Origin of the sequence: Vogesella indigofera, from assembly GCF_028548395.1 — a bacterium.
GTDB classification, from domain to species: Bacteria; Pseudomonadota; Gammaproteobacteria; order Burkholderiales; family Chromobacteriaceae; genus Vogesella; species Vogesella indigofera_A.
The window spans coordinates 187,565-208,176 of sequence record NZ_JAQQLA010000001.1; the positions used below are offsets into that span (position 1 = coordinate 187,565).

Sequence of the window (20,612 nt, forward strand, 5' to 3'; positions counted from 1 at the left end):
CACAATAGGGTTTGCCATGTTCAAAAGTCTGTTTGGCAGCTTGACCGGCAAGGGGCAAGCGCAAGAGGTCAAGGAAAGCCGCGAGGTGAAAACTGCCGCCGCCAGTATGCCGGCCGCGGAGAGTGGTGACAATATCGCGTTGCCGCACACGCTGGGCTTTGTCACCCACCAGCCGTTGCACGACCTGCAGCAGCGGGTGGTGGCCTACGAGTTCATGGTGCGCGATACCGTCAAGCGCCGCGAGTCGTCGGCCGGCCAGTGGCTGCAGTTCGACCGGCTGATGATCAGCACCCTGATCAATATGGACGTGTTCCGGCTGCTGAATTCGCGCCGCGCGCTGGTGCACGTGTCGACGCTGTCGCTGCAGGACGCGTCGCTGGAGGCTTTCCCCAGCGACCGCGTCTATTTCGTGCTCAACCCGGCGATCGACGATCCGGTCAGCAATACCACCATCGCGCTGATCGACCAGCACCGCGCGCAGGGCCGTCGTTTTGCGCTGGAGCCGTCGCTGTTCGACCGCCGCGTGTTGCCGGAAGCGCTGCAGGACGAGCTGTTCTCGCGCATCGACCTGCTGATCCTCGACTTCAGCGGGGCCGCCGACGAGGTGCTGGCGCCGTTCATGGACCAGATGCTGGCGCGTTATCCCGCCGCGCGCTGGTATGCGCGCAATATCAGCTCCAGCGAGGATTTCGATGTCTGTGTCAAGACGCCGGGCGCCGCCAAGCGCTTCGTGCTGTTCCAGGGCGCGTTCCTGACCGCGGTGCGCTCGCAGTCCGCCGGCAAGGCCGACGCCAGCCAGATGCGGGTGCTGGAAATCATGCGCCTGCTGCGCGCCGGGGCGGAAACGCAGGAGATCGACGCCCAGTTCAAGCTGGATTCGGTACTGCTGTTCAAGCTGCTGCGCTTCATCAACTCGCCGGCCAACGGTCTGTCGCGCAAGGTGATGTCGATCGAGGAGTCGCTGCTGTTGCTGGGGCGCGAATCGCTGTTCAAGTGGCTGACGCTGCTGCTGTTCACCTCGCGCAAGGACGACGGCCGCTCGGTGGCGCTGCTGGAGCGCTCGCTGTTCCGCGCCCGCTTCATGGAGACGCTGGGCAAGCTGGGCGGCAACAACCGCCTGGAGTGCGAGCACCTGTTCCTGTCCGGCATGTTCTCGCTGCTGGACGCGCTGATGCACGTGGAGATGGCCAGCGCGCTGTCGCCGCTGGACCTGCCACCGACGGTGGCCGATGCGCTGCTCAGCCAGCGCGGCATGTTCGCGCCGTATCTGGCACTGGCCATTTCCGCCGAGCAGGACAACGCCGACCGTATCGTGGCGCTGGCCGAGCTGCTGAAGCTGGAGCCGGCGGACGTCAACAAGGCGCACATCGACGCCATGGTGTGGGCGCAGGAAATCCTGGTGCAGTCGGAGTAAGCCGATAGCCGGTGCCGTCGGGCGCCGGCAGGTAACAAAAAAACCCCCTGTTTCGCAACAGGGGGTTTTTTGCGGCCAACGTTGGAGGGCTTAACCGCCGACGTTGTAGTTCGGTGCTTCCTTGGTGATCTGTACGTCGTGCACGTGCGATTCGCGCATGCCGGCGGAGGTGATTTCCACGAAGCCAGCCTTGTCGTGCATTTCGTCGATGGTCTTGCAACCCAGGTAGCCCATCGAGGAGCGCAGGCCGCCCACCAGCTGGTGGATGACCTGGGCGATCGGGCCCTTGTAGGCGACACGGCCTTCGATGCCTTCCGGCACGAACTTGTCGGCGTTGGCGTTGCCGTCCTGGAAGTAGCGGTCGGCGGAACCCTGGCTCATTGCGCCCAGGCTGCCCATGCCGCGATAGGACTTGTAGGAACGGCCCTGGTACAGCTCGACTTCGCCCGGCGCTTCTTCGGTGCCGGCGAACATGCCGCCCAGCATCACGCAGTTGCCGCCGGCGGCCAGCGCCTTGGAGATGTCACCGGAGAAGCGGATGCCGCCGTCGGCGATCATCGGCACGCCGGTGCCTTTCAGCGCTTCGGACACGTTGTGGATGGCGGTCAGCTGCGGTACGCCGACACCGGCCACGATACGGGTGGTGCAGATGGAGCCGGGGCCGATGCCCACTTTCACGCCGTCGGCGCCAGCGGCTACCAGCGCGCGGGCAGCATCGGCGGTGGCGATGTTGCCACCGATCACGTCCACCTGCGGGAAGGTATCCTTCACCCACTTCACGCGGTCCAGCACGCCCTGGCTGTGGCCGTGGGCGGTATCGACCACGATCACGTCAACGCCGGCTGCCACCAGTGCCGCCACGCGGTCGGCGGTGTCGCCACCGGTGCCGACCGCCGCGCCGACGCGCAGGCGACCCTGGCTGTCCTTGTTGGCGTTCGGATGTTCGCTGGTCTTGACGATGTCCTTGACGGTAATCAGACCCTTCAACTCGAAGGCGTCGTTGATCACCAGTACCCGCTCCAGGCGATGTTTGTGCATCAGCTCGCGCGCTTCATCGATGCTGCCGCCTTCCTTCACCGTCACCAGACGCTCGCGCGGGGTCATGATGGAGGCCACCGGCTGGTCGAGACGGGTCTCGAAACGCAGGTCACGGTTGGTGACGATACCCACGACCTTGCCATCCTGTACCACGGGCAGACCGGAGATCTTGTGCTGACGGGTCAGCAACACCAGGTCGCGTACCAGCATGTCCGGGGCGATGGTGATCGGGTCCTTGACCACGCCGCTTTCGTAACGCTTCACCTTGGACACTTCCAGCGCTTGCTGCTCGGCGGTCATGTTCTTGTGAATGATGCCGATGCCGCCTTCCTGGGCCATCGCAATCGCCAGACGCGATTCGGTGACGGTATCCATTGCAGCGGAGACCAGGGGCAGATTCAGGCTGATGTTACGGGTGAGGCGAGTGGACAGGGCAACGTCACGTGGCAGAACGGCGGAGTGGGCCGGCACGAGGAGAACGTCGTCGAAAGTGTAGGCCTTCTCGATGATGCGCATCTTGCTTTCCTTTAGCGGCAAAAACGCATTATACCGATCCCGCGCACGCAGTGCAAAAGGCAGTGGTGAATGAGGTGCGCGCCGGTGGCGGGCATGGTCGCAACAAAGCTGTCTGCCGGTGCGGGCGCACGCTAGAATGGCGGTTCATGGTAAGGCGGAAGGCGAGAGGCGATGAAGGCTGTTTACGGGGTGTTTCTGGGCGCACTGCTGCTGGCGACGGCGGCGCAGGCGCAGGTCTATCGTTGGGTGGACGGCAATGGCCGCACCGTGTTTTCTGACCAGCCGCCACCGCAGGGCCGGAAGTCGGAAACCGTGAAGCTGCGTCCGCTGCCGGCTACGACGGCCAGCCCGGCCTCGGCACCAGCCAGCGACGGCGGCCTGCCGCAGCAGGTGAAGCAGCTCAACGACCGCATCGACGAGCACAACCGCAAGATCAAGCAGGAAAACTGCAGCACCGCGCGGACCCATCTGGCCAAGCTGGAAAGCCTGAACCAGCCCAAGGCGAGCACCAAGGCCGCGCCGCAGTCGGAGGCGACGCTGAGCGCCGCCATCGCCGCCGCGCGCGATCACGTCAGGACCTGGTGTGGCAACTAAACCGCCGGCCTTCGACGCCAAGGCCTTTCTGGCCAACCTGCCGAGCCTGCCGGGGGTGTACCGCATGCTGGACGCTGCCGGCAACGTGCTGTACGTCGGCAAGGCCATCGACCTGAAGAAACGCGTCAGCTCCTACTTCCAGAAAACCGACCACAGCCCGCGCATCCAGCTGATGGTGCGCCAGATCGCCGCCATCGACACCACCGTGGTGCGCAGCGAGGCGGAAGCGTTGATCCTGGAAAACAACCTGATCAAGGCGCTGACCCCCAAGTACAACGTCCTGTTTCGCGACGACAAGTCCTATCCCTACCTGATGGTGTCCGGGCACGCCTTTCCGCAGCTGGCCTATTTCCGCGGCGAGCCGAAAAAGCCGCACCAGTACTTCGGCCCCTATCCCAACGGTTACGCGGTGCGCGAAAGCATCCAGGTGCTGCAGAAGGTGTTCCGCCTGCGCACCTGCGAGGACAGCGTGTTCGCCAACCGCTCGCGCCCCTGCCTGCTGTTCCAGATCAAGCGCTGCTCGGCGCCGTGTACCGGCGAGATCAGCAGCGAAGCCTACCGCACCGACGTGCAGAGCGCGGTCACCTTCCTGCAGGGCAAGCACAACGAGCTGATCGACCTGCTCACCGCGCGCATGTTGGCCGCATCGGAGGCGATGCACTTCGAGCAGGCCGCCGAATTGCGCGACCAGATCCAGGCGCTGGCGCGGGTGCAGGAGAAACAGTTCATTTCCAGCAATACCAGCCAGCTCGATGCCGACGTGATCGCCATCGCCAGCGCCGGCGGCGTGGTGTGCGTCAATCTGGTGATGATCCGCGGCGGCCGCCACTTGGGCGACAAGAGCCTGTTCCCGCTCAACGCCGCCGACAGCCTTGCGGCCAACCTTGAGGCCTTCCTCGCCCAGCATTACCTCGGTGCGCCGCTGCCGGCGGCCATCATCCACAACGAAACGGTGGCGCCGGAGCTGCAGCAGCTGCTGATCGAGCAGGCGCAGAAGCGGCTGCAGTTCATCGGCAACCCAATCGGCGAGCGCCGTGTGTGGCTGGAAATGGCGGAGAAGAACGCGCAGCTGGCGATCAGCCAGCGGCTGGCCAGTGCCGCCAGCCAGAACGCCCGCCTGGCAGCGCTGGCGCAGCTGATGGAAGTGGAGGAGGTGGCGCGGCTGGAGTGCTTCGACATCAGCCACACCATGGGCGAGGCCACCGTGGCGTCGTGCGTGGTGTACGACCGTGGCGGCATGCAGCCGTCGGAGTACCGCCGCTTCAATATCGAGACCGCCGCCGCCGGTGACGACTACGGCGCCATGCGCGAGGCGCTGACCCGCCGCTACAGCAAGCTGGCGGCCGGGGAGGGCAAGCTGCCCGACGTGCTGCTGATCGACGGCGGCAAGGGCCAGGTCGGTGTGGCGCTGGAAGTGCTGGCCGAGGTCGGTGTCGACGTGCCCATTGTCGGTGTCGCCAAGGGGGAAAGCCGCAAGCCGGGGCTGGAAACGTTGATCGTTCCCCATCTGCAAAAGACGCTACAATTGCCGCGCGATCACGCCGCGCTGCACCTGATCCAGACCGTGCGCGACGAGGCACACCGCTTCGCCATTACCGGCCACCGCGCGCGCCGCGCCAAGGCGCGCACCAGCTCGACGCTGGAGGACATCGCCGGTGTCGGCCCGACGCGACGCCAGCGGCTGTTGACCCGCTTTGGTGGCCTGCGCGGCGTGGTGGCGGCAAGCATCGACGATCTGGCGCAAGTGGACGGCATCAGCCGCGCGCTGGCAGAAAAAATTTACCAAGCCCTGCACTGAATAAAGACAACCGGATAATGCCCTTCAACCTGCCGATTTTCCTGACCTGGCTGCGCGTCGCCCTGATCCCCGTCTGCGTGGCCGTGTTCTTCCTCCCCGACAGCGTGTTGTTGTCCCACCATCGCAATAGCCTCGGCGCCTTCATCTTTGCGCTGGCCGCCGCCACCGACTGGCTGGACGGCTACCTGGCGCGCCGTCTGGGGCAGACCTCGGCCTTTGGCGCCTTCCTGGACCCGGTGGCCGACAAGCTGATCGTGGCGGCGGCGCTGATCCTGCTGGTGGAGCTGGGGCGCACCGAGGGCTGGATGGCGATGATCATCATCGGCCGCGAGATCGCGATTTCGGCATTGCGAGAGTGGATGGCGGCGCAGGGCAGCCGCGGCAGCGTGGCGGTGGCCTATATCGGCAAGCTGAAAACGGCGGCGCAGATGATCGCCATTCTGTTGCTGCTGTATGCCGGCCCGGTATTGCCGGCTATTGATACCCTGATCCTCGGAAATATTTTCATGGTGATCGCCATTATTTTGACTTTGTGGTCAATGGTTTACTACCTGAAGATGGCCGCCACGCAGTTTTCTGGCAAAAAAATCGAGTTGTGAGAGGTTGACAATAATTTTTTGGTCATTATAATTCGCAGCTCTCGACAACGCAGTAACACAGCGACGACGAGAAGTGATGCGGGAATAGCTCAGTTGGTAGAGCGCAACCTTGCCAAGGTTGAGGTCGCGAGTTCGAGCCTCGTTTCCCGCTCCACACCGGTTTTACAGATGTACAGCAGTATCATGCGACGCGGGAATAGCTCAGTTGGTAGAGCGCAACCTTGCCAAGGTTGAGGTCGCGAGTTCGAGCCTCGTTTCCCGCTCCACCCGGTTTTACAGATGTACAGCAGTATCATGCGACGCGGGAATAGCTCAGTTGGTAGAGCGCAACCTTGCCAAGGTTGAGGTCGCGAGTTCGAGCCTCGTTTCCCGCTCCATACAATTTACGGCGTTATTGTAGTACCCCCTGCGGGAATAGCTCAGTTGGTAGAGCGCAACCTTGCCAAGGTTGAGGTCGCGAGTTCGAGCCTCGTTTCCCGCTCCAAATTCAGATGATTCGCCATGGCGAGCATCAAATGCTTACGGCGCGATAGCAAAGCGGTTATGCCCCGGATTGCAAATCCGGTCAGTCCAGTTCGACTCTGGATCGCGCCTCCAGATAAAACCCCGTTAAGTCAAAGACTTATCGGGGTTTTTTCTTTTCTACAGTCTGGCGATTGTTCCGATTCGCCTGCTATTCCCCGCCATTTCCCGCCGTTAACCACTCGGTAAAAGTGGACGACCACGCGTAGACTATACACTTTGCCGTACACGTGAGTTTTCCCGATGGCCACCAAACGACAACGCCCCAGCGGCAGCTGGGAGTTCATCATCCGCCGAAAAGGCGTCTTGCCCAAAGCTGTTTCCCTCACGTTCCATGATGAAACCGAAGGCGATGCCTACTGTGCGCGGCTGGAGTCCTTGCTGGATCGCGGCATCGTGCCGCCCGACCTGGTAGACCAGCGGCCAGACATTGCGACCATTGCCGATGCTATCCGCAGCTACCGGCAAACCGTGTCCGTCGCTGAGTCTGACAAGCCCATGCTGGATGCCGTATGGAACCGTGTTGGCGAAGTGGCGTTGCGCTCGGTGAATTACAACTGGGCAGAAACCTGGGTACGCCAGATGAAGCAAGAGCAACAACTGTCGCCATCGACCATCCGGCACTATGTCGGCACGCTGGCCCGTTGCCTCGATTGGCTCATGCGACGGCCAGACAGCACGTTCGTCAGCAATCCGCTGCGACTCTTGCCCAAGCGGTATTCAGCCTACACCGAAACCGACAAGGCCGTGATACAGGCCGCGAATGGCAAGACAGGCCAAACCGTCATCACGGAAGACCATGCGCGTGACCGACGGCTGAACGACGGTGAGGAGGAGGCCATCCGCGCAATCATCGCCGGCAGCAAGCCAGTAGGCCGCCAGCGCCCGCTGGAACTCAAATACCAGGCGGCCATCCTCTTGTTGTTTGACCTGGCCTTGGAAACGGCCATGCGCATGCGCGAGATGTACACCCTGACGCTGGATCAGCTCGACATAGAAAAGCGCACCATTTTTCTGGATCGCACCAAGAACGGCGATAAACGACAGGTGCCGCTGACTACCGTCGCGCTAGCCGCCATCGCGCGATATCAGGATGCCGTGGCAAAGAACGAAGATGGCATGGCAGGATGGGATGGAGAGGGGCGGATGTTCCCTTGGTGGAATGGCGAAACTGACTCCGTTGCGCTGGGCAAAATATCCAATCGCTTGTCTGGCCAGTTCGCCCGTATCTTCAGCGCGGCAGAGTGCGAAGACTTGCGATTCCACGACCTGCGCCATGAAGCTTCCAGCCGGTTTTATGAACGGACCCAGCTGTCCGATCTGCAGATCGCAAAAATCACAGGCCACAAAGACCCCCGCATGTTGGCTCGCTATGCCAACCTCCGTGGCAGCGACCTGGCCAATCAACTCTGGTAAAACAAAACGGGCCGCAAGGCCCGTTTCTTATGCTGCTGCACTTTCTAGACCGGTCAAATCCGGCAGTCCCTTGCGGCGCGACCGTACTCGACTGCCGGCTTGCGCCACGGCAGTTTTCACTCTGGCGCCGGCCTCCAGTTCGCCCTTGGCCTTGGCCAGCCGCTCAGCTGTCTGGCGGCGCGCCTCCTGCCGCAGGTAGTCCATCAGGTCGTCTTTTACAAACACCCATGCCATACCAATTTTGCAGCCTAGCACCTGGCCAGCTGCAGCCAGCTCCCGCATGGTTTCATCGCTGACATTCAGCAGCCGGGCCGCGCCCGAAATATCCAGTGTTTCGCTCATTTTCACCCCCGCTTACGCCACGTGGCGGATTTCGTTAATCAGGTCCGTCACCACCGGCGGGCACACCGCGTTGCCCAGCATGTGCACGGCGAGGCGATGCTGTGGCGGCAGAATGTAGCCTTCCGGAAAGCCCATGGCACGGCGGCACTCCTGCGCTGACAGCATGCGCATCCGGTCGCCATCGACAATCGCCCAACGGTCATGCGTGGTGATGGTGCCGATTGGCCGCTGCAGGCTGCGGCCGCCACGCTCGTTACCGTAGTACGCGGTAAGGAAGCGCTCACCATGCACGGCTCTGCCATTGGCAATCCTTGCCAGCGTATTGGACGCCCGACCCGGGCGCTCGATCTGTGACCAACGGCCCGCGGCGAAGTCGATGATTGCTTCCGCCGGAACATGCTCCCGTTGCGGCAGGCGAAGCGTCAGCGGGTTGCGGCTACGGGTGGCCACGATGAACATGCGCTCCCGGTTTTGTGGCACGCCATGGTTGGCCGCATCGACAACATGGGGCGTCAGCGCATAGCCCAGTGCCTCCATGGCCATGCGCCATGCCGGGTACAGCGACCACTGCAGGAATTCCGGCACGTTCTCGATGATGGCAACGGCTGGCCTGTGATGTTCGGCAGCGCTGACCACCGCCCAAGCCGTGCTGCGGCTGGAATCGTGCTGCGGGTTGCCGTGCGACTTCCCTCTGGCCTTGCTGTGGCCTTGGCAGCATGGGCTGGCCAGCAGCAGGTCGTGCGCCGGCACCTCGTCCCAATTGGCCTGATGCAGATCCTGGCAGACATGCAGTGCACCCGGGTGGTTAGCCGCATGGGTCTGCACGGCGTCTTGCCAATGGTTGGCCGCCCATACGATTTCGCAGCCAGCGGCATGAGCGCCGGTAGAGAACCCGCCGGCACCGGCGAACAGGTCAATGGCCTTCATGCGAAATCCCCCTCGCCAATATCGATCAAGCTGGGGCCGCAGTCCGGGCAGCCGCATTCGCTCTTCGGGCGCTCCATCGAAGAGCACCAGCCGGCGCCCGGCACCGCCGCACGCGGCATCACCTGGTAGCACTCGCCGTAGGCCAGATACGTGGTTTCATTCATGGTCGATACCTCCTCAAACTTCCTGCAGTAACAGCGGCATGCCCTGGGCCATGGCTTCGCCACAGCACACCAGGTAGGTTTCCCGCTCTTGGTTGAACTCGATGGCCATGCCCAGGGCATTGGCCGCCATCTGCACCAGGGATTCCGCATCAACGTGGCCCAGCGTCTCAATGGGCACCTGCAGCACCAGGAACGGCTGCGCCTGCTCGTCGCAGTCGGACACCGCCTGCAGCCCGCAGGTGTTCAGCTGGCTGGCCAGCTTGTCCGCCAGCTGCAGCGCGACAAGGTTGGCCGCAGCGCTGTCGATGGTCTGCTGCATGCGCTGGGCGGCGCGGACAAAGACCCGCGTTTCCAGGGGCGGGAAAATGAAATCCGGTTGCATCGTGGTTCCTCTCAGTGCCAGGCCGGATTGGCCTGCAGTTTTTGCAGCTGGGCCTTGGCCGCGGTGATGGCGTTGGTCAGCTGGTTGGATAGGGAAGGGGTGCCGCGCACGACACGGCTGCGCTTGGCCGGCGCCGCGGCGCGGGCCTCGGCCAGTGCGCGGGCGGTGGCCACGCTGTCGAAGATCTGGATGCCGGCGCCAGTGCCGGCGGCGAACTGCTTGTGGAGCGCCTGGGAGCGCACGCGGCGCAGGGTAGATTCGCGCTCACTGGTGGCCAGCGCCTCGGCATGGCGGATCAGCTCTTCCACGCCGGCGGCGAAACCGGCCAGCTGCTGGCGCTGGCGGTCGAAAACATCGCTGGCGGTGCGCTTGGCCACAACCTGGGCAGGAAGCAGGAACGGATCGTGATCTGGCGGCTGGATGGCCAGCTGGCGCTCGTAGTCGGCCATGGCCTCGATGGCACCGGCCATGTCGAAGTCGGGCTGCGGCTGAGCCGGGGCGATGGCCGAAATCGACGATTCCGTAGAGTTATTGACACGAGTCCAAGCGGCCGCTTCGCGTCCGTGAAAAACCTTCCACTCATGCATGCGGCTGATGGCCAACTGCCCGCTTTCTTTTTCAACCACCCCAAAGGCAGCCGGCTGCGCCGGTTCGCCGTAGCGGTTTGTCGGCTCGTTCACCTGCTTGGCCAGCGTCAGCGGCATGTCCTTGCGCTTGGCCTCCCAGCCGCCCATCACCTCCACGAAGCGGCCCCAATTGCCGGCATCTGCGGCGGCAGCGGCACGCATCATCACGTCCTCGGCGTCCTGGCTCATGTAGTCCCAGCGGCGTAGCTCACGCCACACACCCACCGGCGGGCCGCCCACTTGCTGGAACTGGCGGATGCCCCACGTTGCCGCCCAGGCGTCCACGCGCTGCACGGTGCGGCTGGCATCGGTATCGCGGTTGGCCGCATCGTATTCGTCGGCCAGCGGGGCGGCGCTTTGCGCCTCGTAGTCTTCACCGATGGATTCGCCGGTGGTCTTCACGCCGTCGATGTTCTTGGCCACGTACTTGGCGATGTAGCCGGCGGCGGTGCCCTTGTTCCAGTCGATGGCCTTGAAGCAAATACGCGCCTCGATGGCCTTCCACACACCGCGCGGCGGCTGGCTCCAGAACAGCGCCTCCCAGCCAACCTGCTCCATCAGGTCGGCAAGATAGCCCTTGGCACCGTCCGCCTTGCGTTCACGCGCCAGCGCACGAGCGGTCGCCTTGTTGGTGGCGTAGCTCAGGCCCAGCTCTTGTCTGTCCTCGCGCACGGCGTAACGCGCCACGATGCGGCGGAAGGCCGGCACATCAGCTGGCGACATGAAGAACAGACCATGGAAGTGCGGGGTGCCGTCGTGGTGCGGCTCGGCTACGCGGAAGCCGAAAATGCGGATTCCGGCGCGATCCAGCGCGGCGGTAATACGTGACCAGACCGTGCCCAGGTAATTGCGGGTGTCGGTCGGGGTGATGCCCTGCAGGTAGTGCTGATTGCGTCGGCCCGTCTTGGCCACGCGCGGGTGATAGCGGCTTGGCGCCGTCAGGGTGATGAACTCGCCGGCCATCTCCATGGCCTGGGCGATGTATTCGAAACCGGCAATGCGCGTCATCAGCTCGGCGCGCTTCACTGCCGGGTTGGACGTGCCCTTGTCGGCCAGCTCGGCCAGCGAGAATTCCTCGCCCAGCTCGTTGATGGCCACCAGCGCTTCCAGCAGTGCGCGGTTGCGGCGCGTCTGGTCGGCGCGGCGGTTTACCGCATCGTCGCTGCAGTACAGCGCGCGCTGCTTGTGCACCAGGCCCAGCGACAGCGACAGCGCCTCTGCCTTGCGGCCATTCGCCTTGCGCAGGTTCCGGCGCCACCACAGGCTGCAGCCCACGCGGCGGGCGATGGCCTCATTGTCCTGGCCTTGCGGCAGCGGCAGGCCGTGGGCCTCGCAGTACGCCTCCAGCTCGTCCAGGCTGGCACCGTTGACGCGCAGCCGCTCACCCTCGGTCGCCTTCTCGATGGCAAAGGCCACCAGCGCATCCTCGCTGGCGCCCAGCTCCAGCGCCTGCGCGGGGAACTGCTCCACCAGATGGCGCAGCCACACGTTGGCCTCTGCCTCGCGGCCATCATCCAGCACACCCATCCGCACCGCCGGCGCACGCAGCGGGCGGTTGCGCAGCCTCAGCCATTCACGGCGCACCGCCCGCGCCAGATGGCGCGGGAAGTGTTCGAATTTGCCGAGGGCGAAGCTGTCGGGGAGGTGGCTGAACGGGGCGACGTACATGGCTATTGCTTCTCTTCCGGAGTCCACACGCCATCCACCCACTTGCCGTTGTCGGCCAGGGTGCGCCAGTAGTAGTCGCGTCCTTGGTGGTTCCACAGGTCGGGGCGCATGTTCATCACGAAGCGGCTGATGATTTCGCGGCCAACGTGTTCGGCCAGTTCACCGGCGGCACGGTCTTTACTGTCTGCCGGGTTGGCCTGGGCGATATGCCACAGCTGCACCAGGTAGCTATCCGTGTATTGGGGCAGCTTGTCGGTGTCGATGTCGAAAGTGATAGACGTTTTCATGGCCACCCCCTTACGCCGCGATCCGGCCATCAGTGGCCAGATGCAGGGCTTCCACGACAACCGGCGACGGTGCCAGCGGGCGCACCTCGGCAGGGATGCCGCCACGCTTCAGCAGCTCGGCGGTGCGGGCGCTATCCCACAGCAACGCCTCGATCTCGGCATGCAACATGCCCAGCTCCACCAGCCCCACGCGGCGCACCGGCAGCGCGTGCAGGGTGGCCAGCTGGTTGATGGCGGCTTGCAGGCTGGCAATGCTGGCCATGGCATCCTGAATCTGCGCCAGCGCCTCCAGCTGCGGCAGCGTCAGTACCCGCGGCTGCATCTCGGCCACGCTCACCCCGGAGCGGTTACCACCGGCACCCATGCCACGCAGTGCCTGTAGGCAGTTGTCTCGTGCGATCGAATTCATGTTGTTACCCTCGCATCAGGTTGATCAGCGCCAGCACCGCCAGCAGCCCTGCAAATACCCCCACCGCGTGCCAGTCCTGCTTGGTCTGACCCAGCCACAGCACCCGCGGCAGGTGCGGGGTAAAGCACTCCGTTCCGTTGGCAAAACGCACTCGTTTCATGGCGATCTCCGTTTTTCAGGCAAAAAGAGTCCCTACGGGCCGCGCCGGCGGCTCGCATGGTGGTAATTCAGTAGGGGGGATTGGTTAGCTGGTCAGGTAACGTCCAGCTCTAGCTGCTTGTCGTCAGGCGGCATGCACTTCTTGCCGCGCTGGATATAGACGTCGGGGTTTGGCTTGCCACTTGGCGACAGGGTGCGCACCACCTCGGTCAGCGTCACAAAGGTGTGGCCGCATTCCAGATCGCTGCATTGCACATAGGCTTCACGCAACTTTCTGGAAATCCGGCGGCTGGAACGTGTGTGCGCTACGGCTTCGCAGTGCGGACAAGTAAAGGCCATGGTTACGGCTCCCGGCTGAACACTTTGAAGGTCAGGTCATTCATCTGCGTGGCCTTGGTGCAGATGGCCATGCGGATGGCGTCCAGGCGGGCGCGCTCTTTCTTGCACACCTCGCCGTCGCGGGTCGCCTCGCGCCACTCGCGCGCCAGCTTGCCCACTTCCTCCACCAGCGCCATGTACAGTGCCTGGATTTCTTCGTCGTCCACGCCATCAACCTGCGACAGCGGGATGAACACACCGCCGCTGTCGGCGGCCACCGCCTCGGCAAACAGGCTGGTGCCACTCATGGCCTGCATCTGCATGGCTTGGTGCACGGTGATTTCCTGCCCCTTGCGCTCGTAGACGCGGTTTTCCAGTCCATCCTTGGACAGGCCCAGCGCGGCGGCCATCGCCGCCCAACCACCCGGCATCGCGCGGCACATCTGCTGATAACTGGTGCGAAGTCTGTCCATGGTGTATTTTCCGTTTAGTCTTTTGGCATTTTTATTGGGGGGCTTTAAATGGCTGTCGTACCGAAGTCTGATAACCAACGTGTAAAACAACTTGCGGCTTCACTGTCAGCCGAGTCGCTCATGACTGTTCCATGCCAGCCGCTGCCCGATAAACCAGTTCTCGAGTGTTTCCGTATCGTTCCAGAGCAAGTGCAAGCTCATGGTGGTAAGCAGGTGACGGGGTGGACAATTTGGGAGTGGCCCAATGTGCTGATTGAGGCTGAGTTTCATGCTGTCTGGCAGCGCCCCGATGGCACGCTGGTAGACATCACCCCAAGGACGCAGAGTTTCGAATCCATCCTTTTTCTGCCGGACCCCAAAAAAGTGTATCGGGGCCGACAAGTCGATAATGTCAGGAGGGCATTGAGTGACAGCCTGCTGGTGAACAGATTGATCCAAGCCAGCGAAGAACTCTTTCGGGCCATGAATAAGGGTGATCTGGCCGACCAGCACGGAGAAATCGAGGCCACTCCGGCGATCATCAAGGCATACGAGCGTGTGGCGAAGGCCCACCAGCAAGTCGTGACCAAGTTTGGTATCTGAGTTGCCTACGGCCGTTGCTTTGTGAATGAGCCAGCTCATGCAGACTCTCCCGCCTGCCACTGCAGGACACCGCGGCAATCTGGTTGCACGCGGCTGCCAATGGCTTCCTTCAGGTAAGTCAGCACCCCGGCAAGCTGGTGGTCATTTCGGCAAGTCAGCAGGTACTTGGCGATGTAGCCATTCACGCTATGAGCAAAACCAAAGCGCTTTTTGATGTAGCGGTTTAGCACTTTTGTCTTTGCAGCGAAATTGACCTTGCTGCTGTTCGTCTTGGATTCCACCGGAATTACCTCGTTCGTGTGGTTTCGAATTGCGCTTGCGCGCACTAGAGTGGATTTAGGCCGCACGATGCTCAGCCTTCAGGACAGCCAGACCCTTGCGGTAGACCATCGCGGCAAAGGCGCTGTCGCCCAAACCGTACTGCACCGCCAGCGCCTCTAGCTCGTCGCGCTCCGCTGTCGGTAGCGACATTTGCACCCGTCGCTTATCGGCGCCGTTACGGACACGGGCACGCGTAATTACCTCGTTCGTAGTATTCATGGCTGTCCTGTGATACGTTCGTGTGTAACTGTGATGCATATTGTGTATTTTCCAGACGAACGTCTGGAAAGTCAACTGGATTCCATTCAATCGTGAGCATTGGCAATCGACTTCTAGAAGAACGTAGGCGTCTAAATCTCAACCAGACAGACATGGGGAAGCTTGGCGGAGTGGCTTATGGCACTTATGCAAACTACGAAAGTGGCAAGCGCTTCCCCGATGCAGAGTGCCTCGCAAAGCTATACGCGGCGGGCGTTGACGTGCTTTATGTGATTTCCGGTGTACGCAATACGGCGAACCTGACAAATGTCGATTCCGTGCTGCTGGAGCAATTCCACCGGCTGGATGAGCGGGCGCAGCGCGCCACAATGGCCATGATGCAAACCTACAACAGCTCCGTATGAAAACAATCGAGTTCGTCTACCAGGGTCCTAGCTCTGAGCCATCTTCCCGGCGTCTGACTGACTGGAAGGAAAGCGGCAAGTACATCGTTGGCTTCTGCGAGGTGGCTGGAGCAGTACGCACATTCCGTAAAGATCGCGTGGTGCAATACGGGGAGGGGGTAGCCGAGTTTCTGCAGGAGCCTTGCCCAGCGCCGCCGCCCAAGGCGATTAAGCAACCTGAAATCCTGTTCACTGGCTTTACTGCCGCCGAACGTTTCGAGTTGGAGCTGTTCGCTTCGGAAGCCGGTATGAAGGTGGTGAAGTCGGCGACCCAGCACCTAGCCTACCTGTGTGGCGGTCCGAATGCAGGCCCCACCAAAGTGGATAAGGCTAGGAAGAACGGGGCATGGATTCTTGATCGGGATTCGTTAAATGCGCTTGTTGAAACCGGTGAGCTACCTGAATCATAAGGTCGTGATGTCACGCGACAAGCCCTTCCTGGGGCAATATCGACACGGCCAGAACTTAACTATGTGCGTTGAGAAATGACTGATAAAGCTAAAAATATGGAAGTGAATGCAGCTCTGGCAGATGAAGAGGTCGAAGGCCTGGAGGAAGATTCACAACAAACTGGTTGGGGTGAAGATTACCCACTAGATGCTGTCTTTGTTCGAAATGAGTATAGAACCGTAAGTGAAGTTGTTAAAAGAGTCGACGCTGGTCGATATCAGCTAGATCCTGATTTCCAACGCGATTTTGTTTGGCCCATTGACAAGCAGTCACGTCTTATCGAATCCTGCACTATGCGGATTCCACTTCCTGTTTTTTATGTGGCAGAAAAATTAGATGGCGGCATTGCTGTGGTTGATGGTCTCCAGAGATTGACAACCTTTCATCGATTTTTAAATGATGGTTTTGAATTGGTTTTGAAGGCGGGTGAGAAACAAACGCATCACCCATTGGATGGTATGAGATTCTCAGATTTGCCAATTCAACTGCAGGAGCGAATCGAAGATACGCAACTCACTCTTTATATTCTTGATGCGAAAGCCCCCGAAAGAGCAAAGCTAGATATATTTGAGAGGGTTAATAATGGTGTTCCCCTTACGCGTCAACAAATGCGTAATTGCATTTTTAATGGCCCTGCTACAAACTGGTTAAAAAAGGCGGCAAGTAGTTCGGAGTTTCTTTCTGCTAGCGGGCGTTCGTTGGATAAAAAAACTATGCGAGATAGAGAAGCTATAAATCGCTTCTGCGCATTTTATTTGCTTGGTGAGAGTTCGTATACGAGTGCAGATATGGATGATTTCCTTGCTCGTGCACTAAAGGAAATGTCTAAGCCTTCTGCCGATTTAGAATTGTTGTCGAAGCGATTTAAAAATTCGATGCAGGCAAATCGATATCTCTTTGGTGATCATGCTTTTAGGAAGTCGTTGGCATATGGCTTTTCCTATGCAAATCGAAGTGTTCTAAACATTGCTCTTTTTGATGTTTGCTCTGTGTTGTTTGCTGATGCTAGCTCGTCAGTGGTGAAAGAAAATGAAGAATATATAAAAAATGCTTTCTATGCACTGCTTGATGATTCGGACTTTGTAAATGCGATAACATATTCGACTAATAGTACTCGGCAGGTCGCTAAGCGCTTTGAAATGGCTAGGGCTGAATTGAAAGATTATTTATTATGATTGATTATTTTCGTGTTTGCAATCTCAAGTGTTTTGAGAATCAAGCTTTCCCGGTTTCGTCACTTACATTGTTGACCGGTTTTAATGCGGCGGGAAAGTCAACGGCCTTGCATGGTTTGTTGTTGATCTCTCAGTTTGTTCGGCAAGGTACTTGTTTTGATAGATTGCCCTTAAATGGTGAACTTGTTCGTTTGGGCACTCCTGGTGATGTCCTTAGAGAGGGAAATACTTCCTCGCTGATGATCGAGATTGAGGGACATGGAGCAATTGTTTGTTGGATATTTCAGGCTGGAGAGAGCCGTACAGGTCATGACCTCGAAGTTAAGTATGTAATTACACCTGACTCTAGGGGTGCACAGGTAAGTGAGCTTATTAATGTTGATGGTTTAAACAAGTTCTTGCCAGATTTAGCTCCCGAAGGTGCGAGCTTAGTTATTAAAACCCTTGCTGAACTGGTGTATATATCTGCCGTTCGATCGGGTGCGGATGATGTGTTCCCTATTCCAAACAGTCCAGATATTGTTTGGGCTGATGTCGGTGTGAGGGGGGAATATGCTGCATGGTGGTTTGCCGATTGCATGGATGATGACGTAGAAGTGGATAGGCGGCATCCTAATGAGTTAGCTCCAAACTTAAGAAGACAATTCAATGCTTGGGCGGGGGAACTTTTCCCTGGAGTAGAAGCGAATGCTCAGATCATTCCTGGTACTGGTCTTGTTAAACTGGAGCTGAGAAATAATCCAACTGGTGCTTGGCGCCGTCCTGCAAATATTGGATATGGTCTGAGTTATGCCTTTCCAATCCTAGTCGCAGGGTTGCTTGCAAAAAAAGGGCAGATACTTGTTGTTGATAGCCCAGAAGCTCACCTCCATCCAATGGCGCAGTCACGTATTGGTTATTTTCTTGCCGTAATTGCCCAGGCAGGGGTCCAGGTTTTAATTGAAACACATAGTGATCATGTTTTAAATGGCATTAGGTTGGCGGTTCAAAGAAGGAAGCTGTCGCCAAGAGATGCTGCCATTTATTTTTTCAACCATGCTCCAGTAAATGATAATGATCCGGCTCATGTTGTCTCGCCTGTTGTTTATGAAGATGGGAAGCTGAGTGAATGGCCAAATGGGTTTTTTGACCAGGCGGAAAAGGATTTGGGTGAACTTGCAGGCTGGAGTTGATTGATGAGCTGGTTTGTTAATGATGTTTCATTGTCTGGTCAGTATGATAAAGCTGCAGATTTTAATGGTGAGCTAAAGGAAATATTGGCGGCCAAGCTCGCTAACCCATTGTTGAAATCCTTTTTTTATTGCTCTAAATCACTGGCCTGCTGCCAAGTTACTTCTGTTCAAAATTTACAGCAGGCTGTTATGTCTGAACGGAATCCCGACTATACAAGGTCTGTCTTGAGTTGGCTAACTAGCGTTGGGCCATTTTGGGAAGACATTCGTCAGAATGTTCCTGATGATTATTTTGAGTTTGATGGTGTAGATGTTACTGATCGCGGCTTGGGTGAAGCTGCAAGGCATTTGTCTTTGAATTTAAAAGCTGATTCTTTCAGCTTTAGTGGTGGTGGATTCGATTTTTCTCCCGTAAAAATTCTACATGGTTTGCCAGAGGATCCTCTTGGTGATATTGATGTTGTCAATATTTGGAAATTGGCTGAGCTGATTGGTTCGGCCGTACAAAGAGCTCCACTTCCAGTTAACTGGGTGCAGATGCTAAATTTGTGTCGTGAAAAATATTCGAACCTTGTCTTGATTGATGAATGTGTTGACTCGTTAAAAAGGGAACCATTTTCGGAGTATGCTTGCCATCGATTCATTTTTTTGCTTTCTATTTTGGATCGATATCAAGCTTGTTTAAATATTGGGGAGGATGGTGAAAGTGAGAGAAATGAACTGCGCGATAATTTTTTTACCGGAACAAAAGCATTGTTTACTGATGAGTCCAAAAGCAATAAGATCGATTTTGAGTCCGAAATGACTTTTGTAGACCCGTCGAATGGGGAGGAGGTTTTTTGTCCGTTTCATGGGAAAATAAAAACTCCGCAGTATAGAGTTCATTTTGAGTGGCCGCCTGTCAGGGATAGGAAGATTAGGGTTTTTTATCTGGGGCCGAAAATTACAAAAAGCTAAGTTTCTTTACTGGGCTAATGTGTCGAAGTGTCTTTTCTATCTATAGGGAATTTTTATATATCTTCGACTAAATCATGTAGCCGTATTTCCAGCTTGACCCCTGTAGTAAACCCTCCTCCGCCATCAATGGTGTGATCCACGCTTGCGGCCAACCATTGCGTGCCGTCGATCACCGGCTTGAAGCCCGACACCCGTACCGGCACTTCCGGCATCAGTTCTGCATTACCTCTGGTCAGCGTGATACTGAATTCCGCCACGCCGCGCTGCAGCTTTTCCCACGCCGCGCGGGCCGCCCGGGTGGCCGTGGCTTCGCTGGCGTATACGTGGCGCAGCACCTTTACGTTGTCGGCCGCTGGCTCGAAGTGCGGCTGCTTGGTGGCCTGCAGCTTGGTGCGCTTGCTCTGCCTTCCTCTCTTGGTGCGCTCGTGCACGCGCTGGAACTCGGTCTTGGCGTCGACGGTGACTTCGCCTTTCTTAGCGCCGGCGGTGTCCTGCCAGCACGCCTTCACCGCGGTGTAGTTCTGCCGCTCGGCCACGCTGAAGGTGTGGCGATCACCGTCCCGCCGCTTGATGGTGACCGTGCCCAGCGCTTGGCCGCTGGCGGTTTCGCCCAGCCCTGCTTTGTAGAACAGCAGGCGCTTGGATTTCACCGTAGCCACGGCGTCGAACTGCTCTGCCAGGCGGGTGAGCAGGTTGGCGTCGGATTCGCTGGTCTGGTCGATGTGATCCACCAGCTGGTCGGCAAAGTCTGCGCCCACCACCGGTATCAGGTTGTTCTGCCCGGCGATGGTCTTGATGATGGTTTCCACGGTTTGCTTGTGGAAGCTGCGCTCGCGCTTGGTGGTCATGCCTTCGCGCATGTCGGCACTGCGGCCGCGCAGGGTCAGCACGTCGGGCGTACCGCTGTGCTCCACCTCGTCGACGGTGAACTCGCCCTTGTCCACCAGTGGCGCTCCCTTCCAGCCGATGGCCACCTGCAGGGTGGCGTTGCGCGGCGGTATCTCCAGCAGGCCGTCGCTGTCGTCCAGCTGGATCTCCACCTGGTCGGCTTCGAATGCCCGGTTGTCTGTCAGGTGCAGGCTGATCAGCCGCGCCCGAAACCGTGACGTGATGTCGCGGCCATTCAGGCGGATGAGGTAATCCGGTGCCGGGTGGTCGGCCTGCTGGCTCGGCAAGCCTGGCGTGACGAAAGCGCTAAAGCTCATCAGAAGAAGCTCCGCATGATGCTGGCCAGATCGCCCAGCATGTCCTGCATGTTGTCGTCGGCGCGCAGCAGGTTCAGGGTGAACTCGTAGCGCCGCGCCGCGCCGTCGGCAAAGAACAGGGTTTTGGTGATGTCCAGCGATTCGATGACGAACAGGCCGAGGATGTCGCCGGTGCCTTCGATCAGCGGCCACGCTTTGCCCTGGTCGCCCATCTGGCGAATCATTTCCAGCGAGGCGCGCCCGCCGGTCAGTTCCGGCAGCAGCACGCCGGACAGGCTGATGGTTTCGTCATCCGGTCCCACAAACTGGTGCGCCGGCCTGGCGCCGACGCGACTGCTACCCGGGTGGCGCCATGCCAGCCGCTGCTTGAAATCCTGGTAGGGCAGGGTGTCCATGCTGAACACGAACATGCCCAGGGTGAGCATTGCCATGGTGA

26 protein-coding genes and 5 tRNA genes are annotated in these 20,612 nt (G+C 59.3%); 16 read left to right on the top strand and 15 right to left on the bottom strand.

The genetic code is table 11. The features are described from left to right. Positions 1-16 precede the first annotated feature (16 nt). The gene (locus PQU89_RS00875) at positions 17-1,414 is read left to right on the top strand and encodes an EAL and HDOD domain-containing protein (RefSeq protein WP_272764175.1); all 1,398 of its coding nucleotides are present in this window, start codon (positions 17-19) and stop codon (positions 1,412-1,414) included. Between the two features lie 90 nt (positions 1,415-1,504). Here the strand turns inward: PQU89_RS00875 and guaB are convergent, their stop codons facing one another. Next, positions 1,505-2,968, bottom strand: a complete 1,464-nt coding sequence (gene guaB / locus PQU89_RS00880) for an IMP dehydrogenase (protein WP_272764176.1) — start codon at positions 2,966-2,968, stop codon at positions 1,505-1,507. A gap of 171 nt (positions 2,969-3,139) precedes the next feature. Here guaB and PQU89_RS00885 point away from each other — a divergent pair, with 171 nt between their 5' ends. From PQU89_RS00885 to PQU89_RS00925, 9 genes are all read left to right on the top strand, one after another. Further along, positions 3,140-3,562 (top strand): DUF4124 domain-containing protein, encoded by a 423-nt coding sequence (locus PQU89_RS00885; protein WP_272764177.1) that lies wholly within the window; start codon positions 3,140-3,142, stop codon positions 3,560-3,562. Further along, entirely contained in the window at positions 3,552-5,360 is a 1,809-nt protein-coding gene (gene uvrC / locus PQU89_RS00890) for an excinuclease ABC subunit UvrC (protein ID WP_272764178.1), read from the top strand. Before PQU89_RS00885 ends, uvrC begins: the two co-directional genes overlap by 11 nt. Before the next feature lie 17 nt (positions 5,361-5,377). Next, positions 5,378-5,959: a CDP-diacylglycerol--glycerol-3-phosphate 3-phosphatidyltransferase gene (gene pgsA / locus PQU89_RS00895; RefSeq protein ID WP_272764179.1), complete on the top strand. Its 582-nt coding sequence runs from the start codon at positions 5,378-5,380 to the stop codon at positions 5,957-5,959. Between the two features lie 78 nt (positions 5,960-6,037). Continuing rightward, positions 6,038-6,113, top strand: a tRNA-Gly gene (locus PQU89_RS00900). Positions 6,114-6,149: 36 nt separating this feature from the next. Further along, positions 6,150-6,225: transfer RNA gene (locus PQU89_RS00905), tRNA-Gly, on the top strand. A 35-nt stretch (positions 6,226-6,260) separates the two neighbouring features. After that, a tRNA-Gly gene (locus PQU89_RS00910) sits at positions 6,261-6,336 on the top strand. Between the two features lie 31 nt (positions 6,337-6,367). Beyond that, a tRNA-Gly gene (locus PQU89_RS00915) sits at positions 6,368-6,443 on the top strand. Positions 6,444-6,482: 39 nt separating this feature from the next. Then, positions 6,483-6,556: transfer RNA gene (locus tag PQU89_RS00920), tRNA-Cys, on the top strand. Between the two features lie 168 nt (positions 6,557-6,724). Further along, entirely contained in the window at positions 6,725-7,897 is a 1,173-nt protein-coding gene (locus PQU89_RS00925) for a site-specific integrase (RefSeq protein WP_272764180.1), read from the top strand. A gap of 27 nt (positions 7,898-7,924) precedes the next feature. On the opposite strand, the gene PQU89_RS00930 is transcribed toward PQU89_RS00925, so the two are convergent. The 10 genes from PQU89_RS00930 to PQU89_RS00975 form a co-directional block, all read right to left on the bottom strand. Beyond that, positions 7,925-8,239 (bottom strand): helix-turn-helix domain-containing protein, encoded by a 315-nt coding sequence (locus PQU89_RS00930; protein WP_272764181.1) that lies wholly within the window; start codon positions 8,237-8,239, stop codon positions 7,925-7,927. A gap of 12 nt (positions 8,240-8,251) precedes the next feature. Continuing rightward, positions 8,252-9,166, bottom strand: coding sequence for a DNA cytosine methyltransferase (locus tag PQU89_RS00935; protein ID WP_272764182.1), 915 nt, complete (start codon positions 9,164-9,166; stop codon positions 8,252-8,254). Beyond that, entirely contained in the window at positions 9,163-9,330 is a 168-nt protein-coding gene (locus tag PQU89_RS00940) for a hypothetical protein (RefSeq protein WP_272764183.1), read from the bottom strand. The genes PQU89_RS00935 and PQU89_RS00940 overlap by 4 nt, the downstream gene beginning before the upstream one ends. A gap of 13 nt (positions 9,331-9,343) precedes the next feature. Next, the gene (locus PQU89_RS00945; RefSeq protein ID WP_272764184.1) at positions 9,344-9,712 is read right to left on the bottom strand and encodes a hypothetical protein; all 369 of its coding nucleotides are present in this window, start codon (positions 9,710-9,712) and stop codon (positions 9,344-9,346) included. Between the two features lie 11 nt (positions 9,713-9,723). Then, entirely contained in the window at positions 9,724-12,006 is a 2,283-nt protein-coding gene (locus tag PQU89_RS00950; RefSeq protein WP_272764185.1) for a replication endonuclease, read from the bottom strand. A 2-nt stretch (positions 12,007-12,008) separates the two neighbouring features. Beyond that, positions 12,009-12,293 carry a hypothetical protein gene (locus tag PQU89_RS00955; protein ID WP_272764186.1) on the bottom strand — a complete coding sequence of 95 codons (285 nt, stop codon included), beginning with the start codon at positions 12,291-12,293 and terminating at the stop codon, positions 12,009-12,011. A gap of 10 nt (positions 12,294-12,303) precedes the next feature. Beyond that, positions 12,304-12,702 carry a hypothetical protein gene (locus PQU89_RS00960; protein WP_272764187.1) on the bottom strand — a complete coding sequence of 133 codons (399 nt, stop codon included), beginning with the start codon at positions 12,700-12,702 and terminating at the stop codon, positions 12,304-12,306. Between the two features lie 4 nt (positions 12,703-12,706). Then, the gene (locus PQU89_RS00965) at positions 12,707-12,862 is read right to left on the bottom strand and encodes a hypothetical protein (protein ID WP_272764188.1); all 156 of its coding nucleotides are present in this window, start codon (positions 12,860-12,862) and stop codon (positions 12,707-12,709) included. 92 nt (positions 12,863-12,954) lie between these two features. After that, a complete protein-coding gene (locus PQU89_RS00970) occupies positions 12,955-13,200 on the bottom strand; it encodes an Ogr/Delta-like zinc finger protein (protein WP_272764189.1) in 246 nt (81 codons plus the stop codon). 2 nt (positions 13,201-13,202) lie between these two features. After that, positions 13,203-13,652, bottom strand: a complete 450-nt coding sequence (locus PQU89_RS00975; protein ID WP_272764190.1) for a YmfL family putative regulatory protein — start codon at positions 13,650-13,652, stop codon at positions 13,203-13,205. A gap of 48 nt (positions 13,653-13,700) precedes the next feature. Here PQU89_RS00975 and PQU89_RS00980 point away from each other — a divergent pair, with 48 nt between their 5' ends. Then, complete coding sequence (locus tag PQU89_RS00980; protein WP_272764191.1) at positions 13,701-14,234, top strand: hypothetical protein; 534 nt, start codon at positions 13,701-13,703, stop codon at positions 14,232-14,234. A gap of 35 nt (positions 14,235-14,269) precedes the next feature. On the opposite strand, the gene PQU89_RS00985 is transcribed toward PQU89_RS00980, so the two are convergent. Continuing rightward, positions 14,270-14,515 carry a hypothetical protein gene (locus PQU89_RS00985; RefSeq protein ID WP_272764192.1) on the bottom strand — a complete coding sequence of 82 codons (246 nt, stop codon included), beginning with the start codon at positions 14,513-14,515 and terminating at the stop codon, positions 14,270-14,272. Positions 14,516-14,570: 55 nt separating this feature from the next. Further along, on the bottom strand, positions 14,571-14,705 hold the full coding sequence (locus tag PQU89_RS00990; protein WP_272764193.1) for a hypothetical protein: 135 nt from the start codon (positions 14,703-14,705) through the stop codon (positions 14,571-14,573). 161 nt (positions 14,706-14,866) lie between these two features. On the opposite strand from PQU89_RS00990, the gene PQU89_RS00995 reads away from it, so the two are divergent. From PQU89_RS00995 to PQU89_RS01015, 5 genes are all read left to right on the top strand, one after another. Next, positions 14,867-15,178, top strand: coding sequence for a helix-turn-helix domain-containing protein (locus PQU89_RS00995; RefSeq protein ID WP_272764194.1), 312 nt, complete (start codon positions 14,867-14,869; stop codon positions 15,176-15,178). Next, positions 15,175-15,627, top strand: a complete 453-nt coding sequence (locus tag PQU89_RS01000; RefSeq protein ID WP_272764195.1) for a BRCT domain-containing protein — start codon at positions 15,175-15,177, stop codon at positions 15,625-15,627. The genes PQU89_RS00995 and PQU89_RS01000 overlap by 4 nt, the downstream gene beginning before the upstream one ends. Positions 15,628-15,702: 75 nt before the next feature. Beyond that, positions 15,703-16,842 carry a DUF262 domain-containing protein gene (locus tag PQU89_RS01005; RefSeq protein ID WP_272764196.1) on the top strand — a complete coding sequence of 380 codons (1,140 nt, stop codon included), beginning with the start codon at positions 15,703-15,705 and terminating at the stop codon, positions 16,840-16,842. Continuing rightward, complete coding sequence (locus tag PQU89_RS01010) at positions 16,839-18,014, top strand: DUF3696 domain-containing protein (RefSeq protein WP_272764197.1); 1,176 nt, start codon at positions 16,839-16,841, stop codon at positions 18,012-18,014. Before PQU89_RS01005 ends, PQU89_RS01010 begins: the two co-directional genes overlap by 4 nt. A 3-nt stretch (positions 18,015-18,017) precedes the next feature. Further along, complete coding sequence (locus PQU89_RS01015; protein ID WP_272764198.1) at positions 18,018-18,971, top strand: hypothetical protein; 954 nt, start codon at positions 18,018-18,020, stop codon at positions 18,969-18,971. 53 nt (positions 18,972-19,024) lie between these two features. Here PQU89_RS01015 and PQU89_RS01020 read toward each other — a convergent pair whose 3' ends face one another. Then, positions 19,025-20,176 carry a phage late control D family protein gene (locus tag PQU89_RS01020; RefSeq protein WP_272764199.1) on the bottom strand — a complete coding sequence of 384 codons (1,152 nt, stop codon included), beginning with the start codon at positions 20,174-20,176 and terminating at the stop codon, positions 19,025-19,027. Continuing rightward, positions 20,176-20,607 carry a phage tail protein gene (locus PQU89_RS01025; RefSeq protein WP_272764200.1) on the bottom strand — a complete coding sequence of 144 codons (432 nt, stop codon included), beginning with the start codon at positions 20,605-20,607 and terminating at the stop codon, positions 20,176-20,178. Before PQU89_RS01025 ends, PQU89_RS01020 begins: the two co-directional genes overlap by 1 nt. Positions 20,608-20,612: the final 5 nt, after the last annotated feature.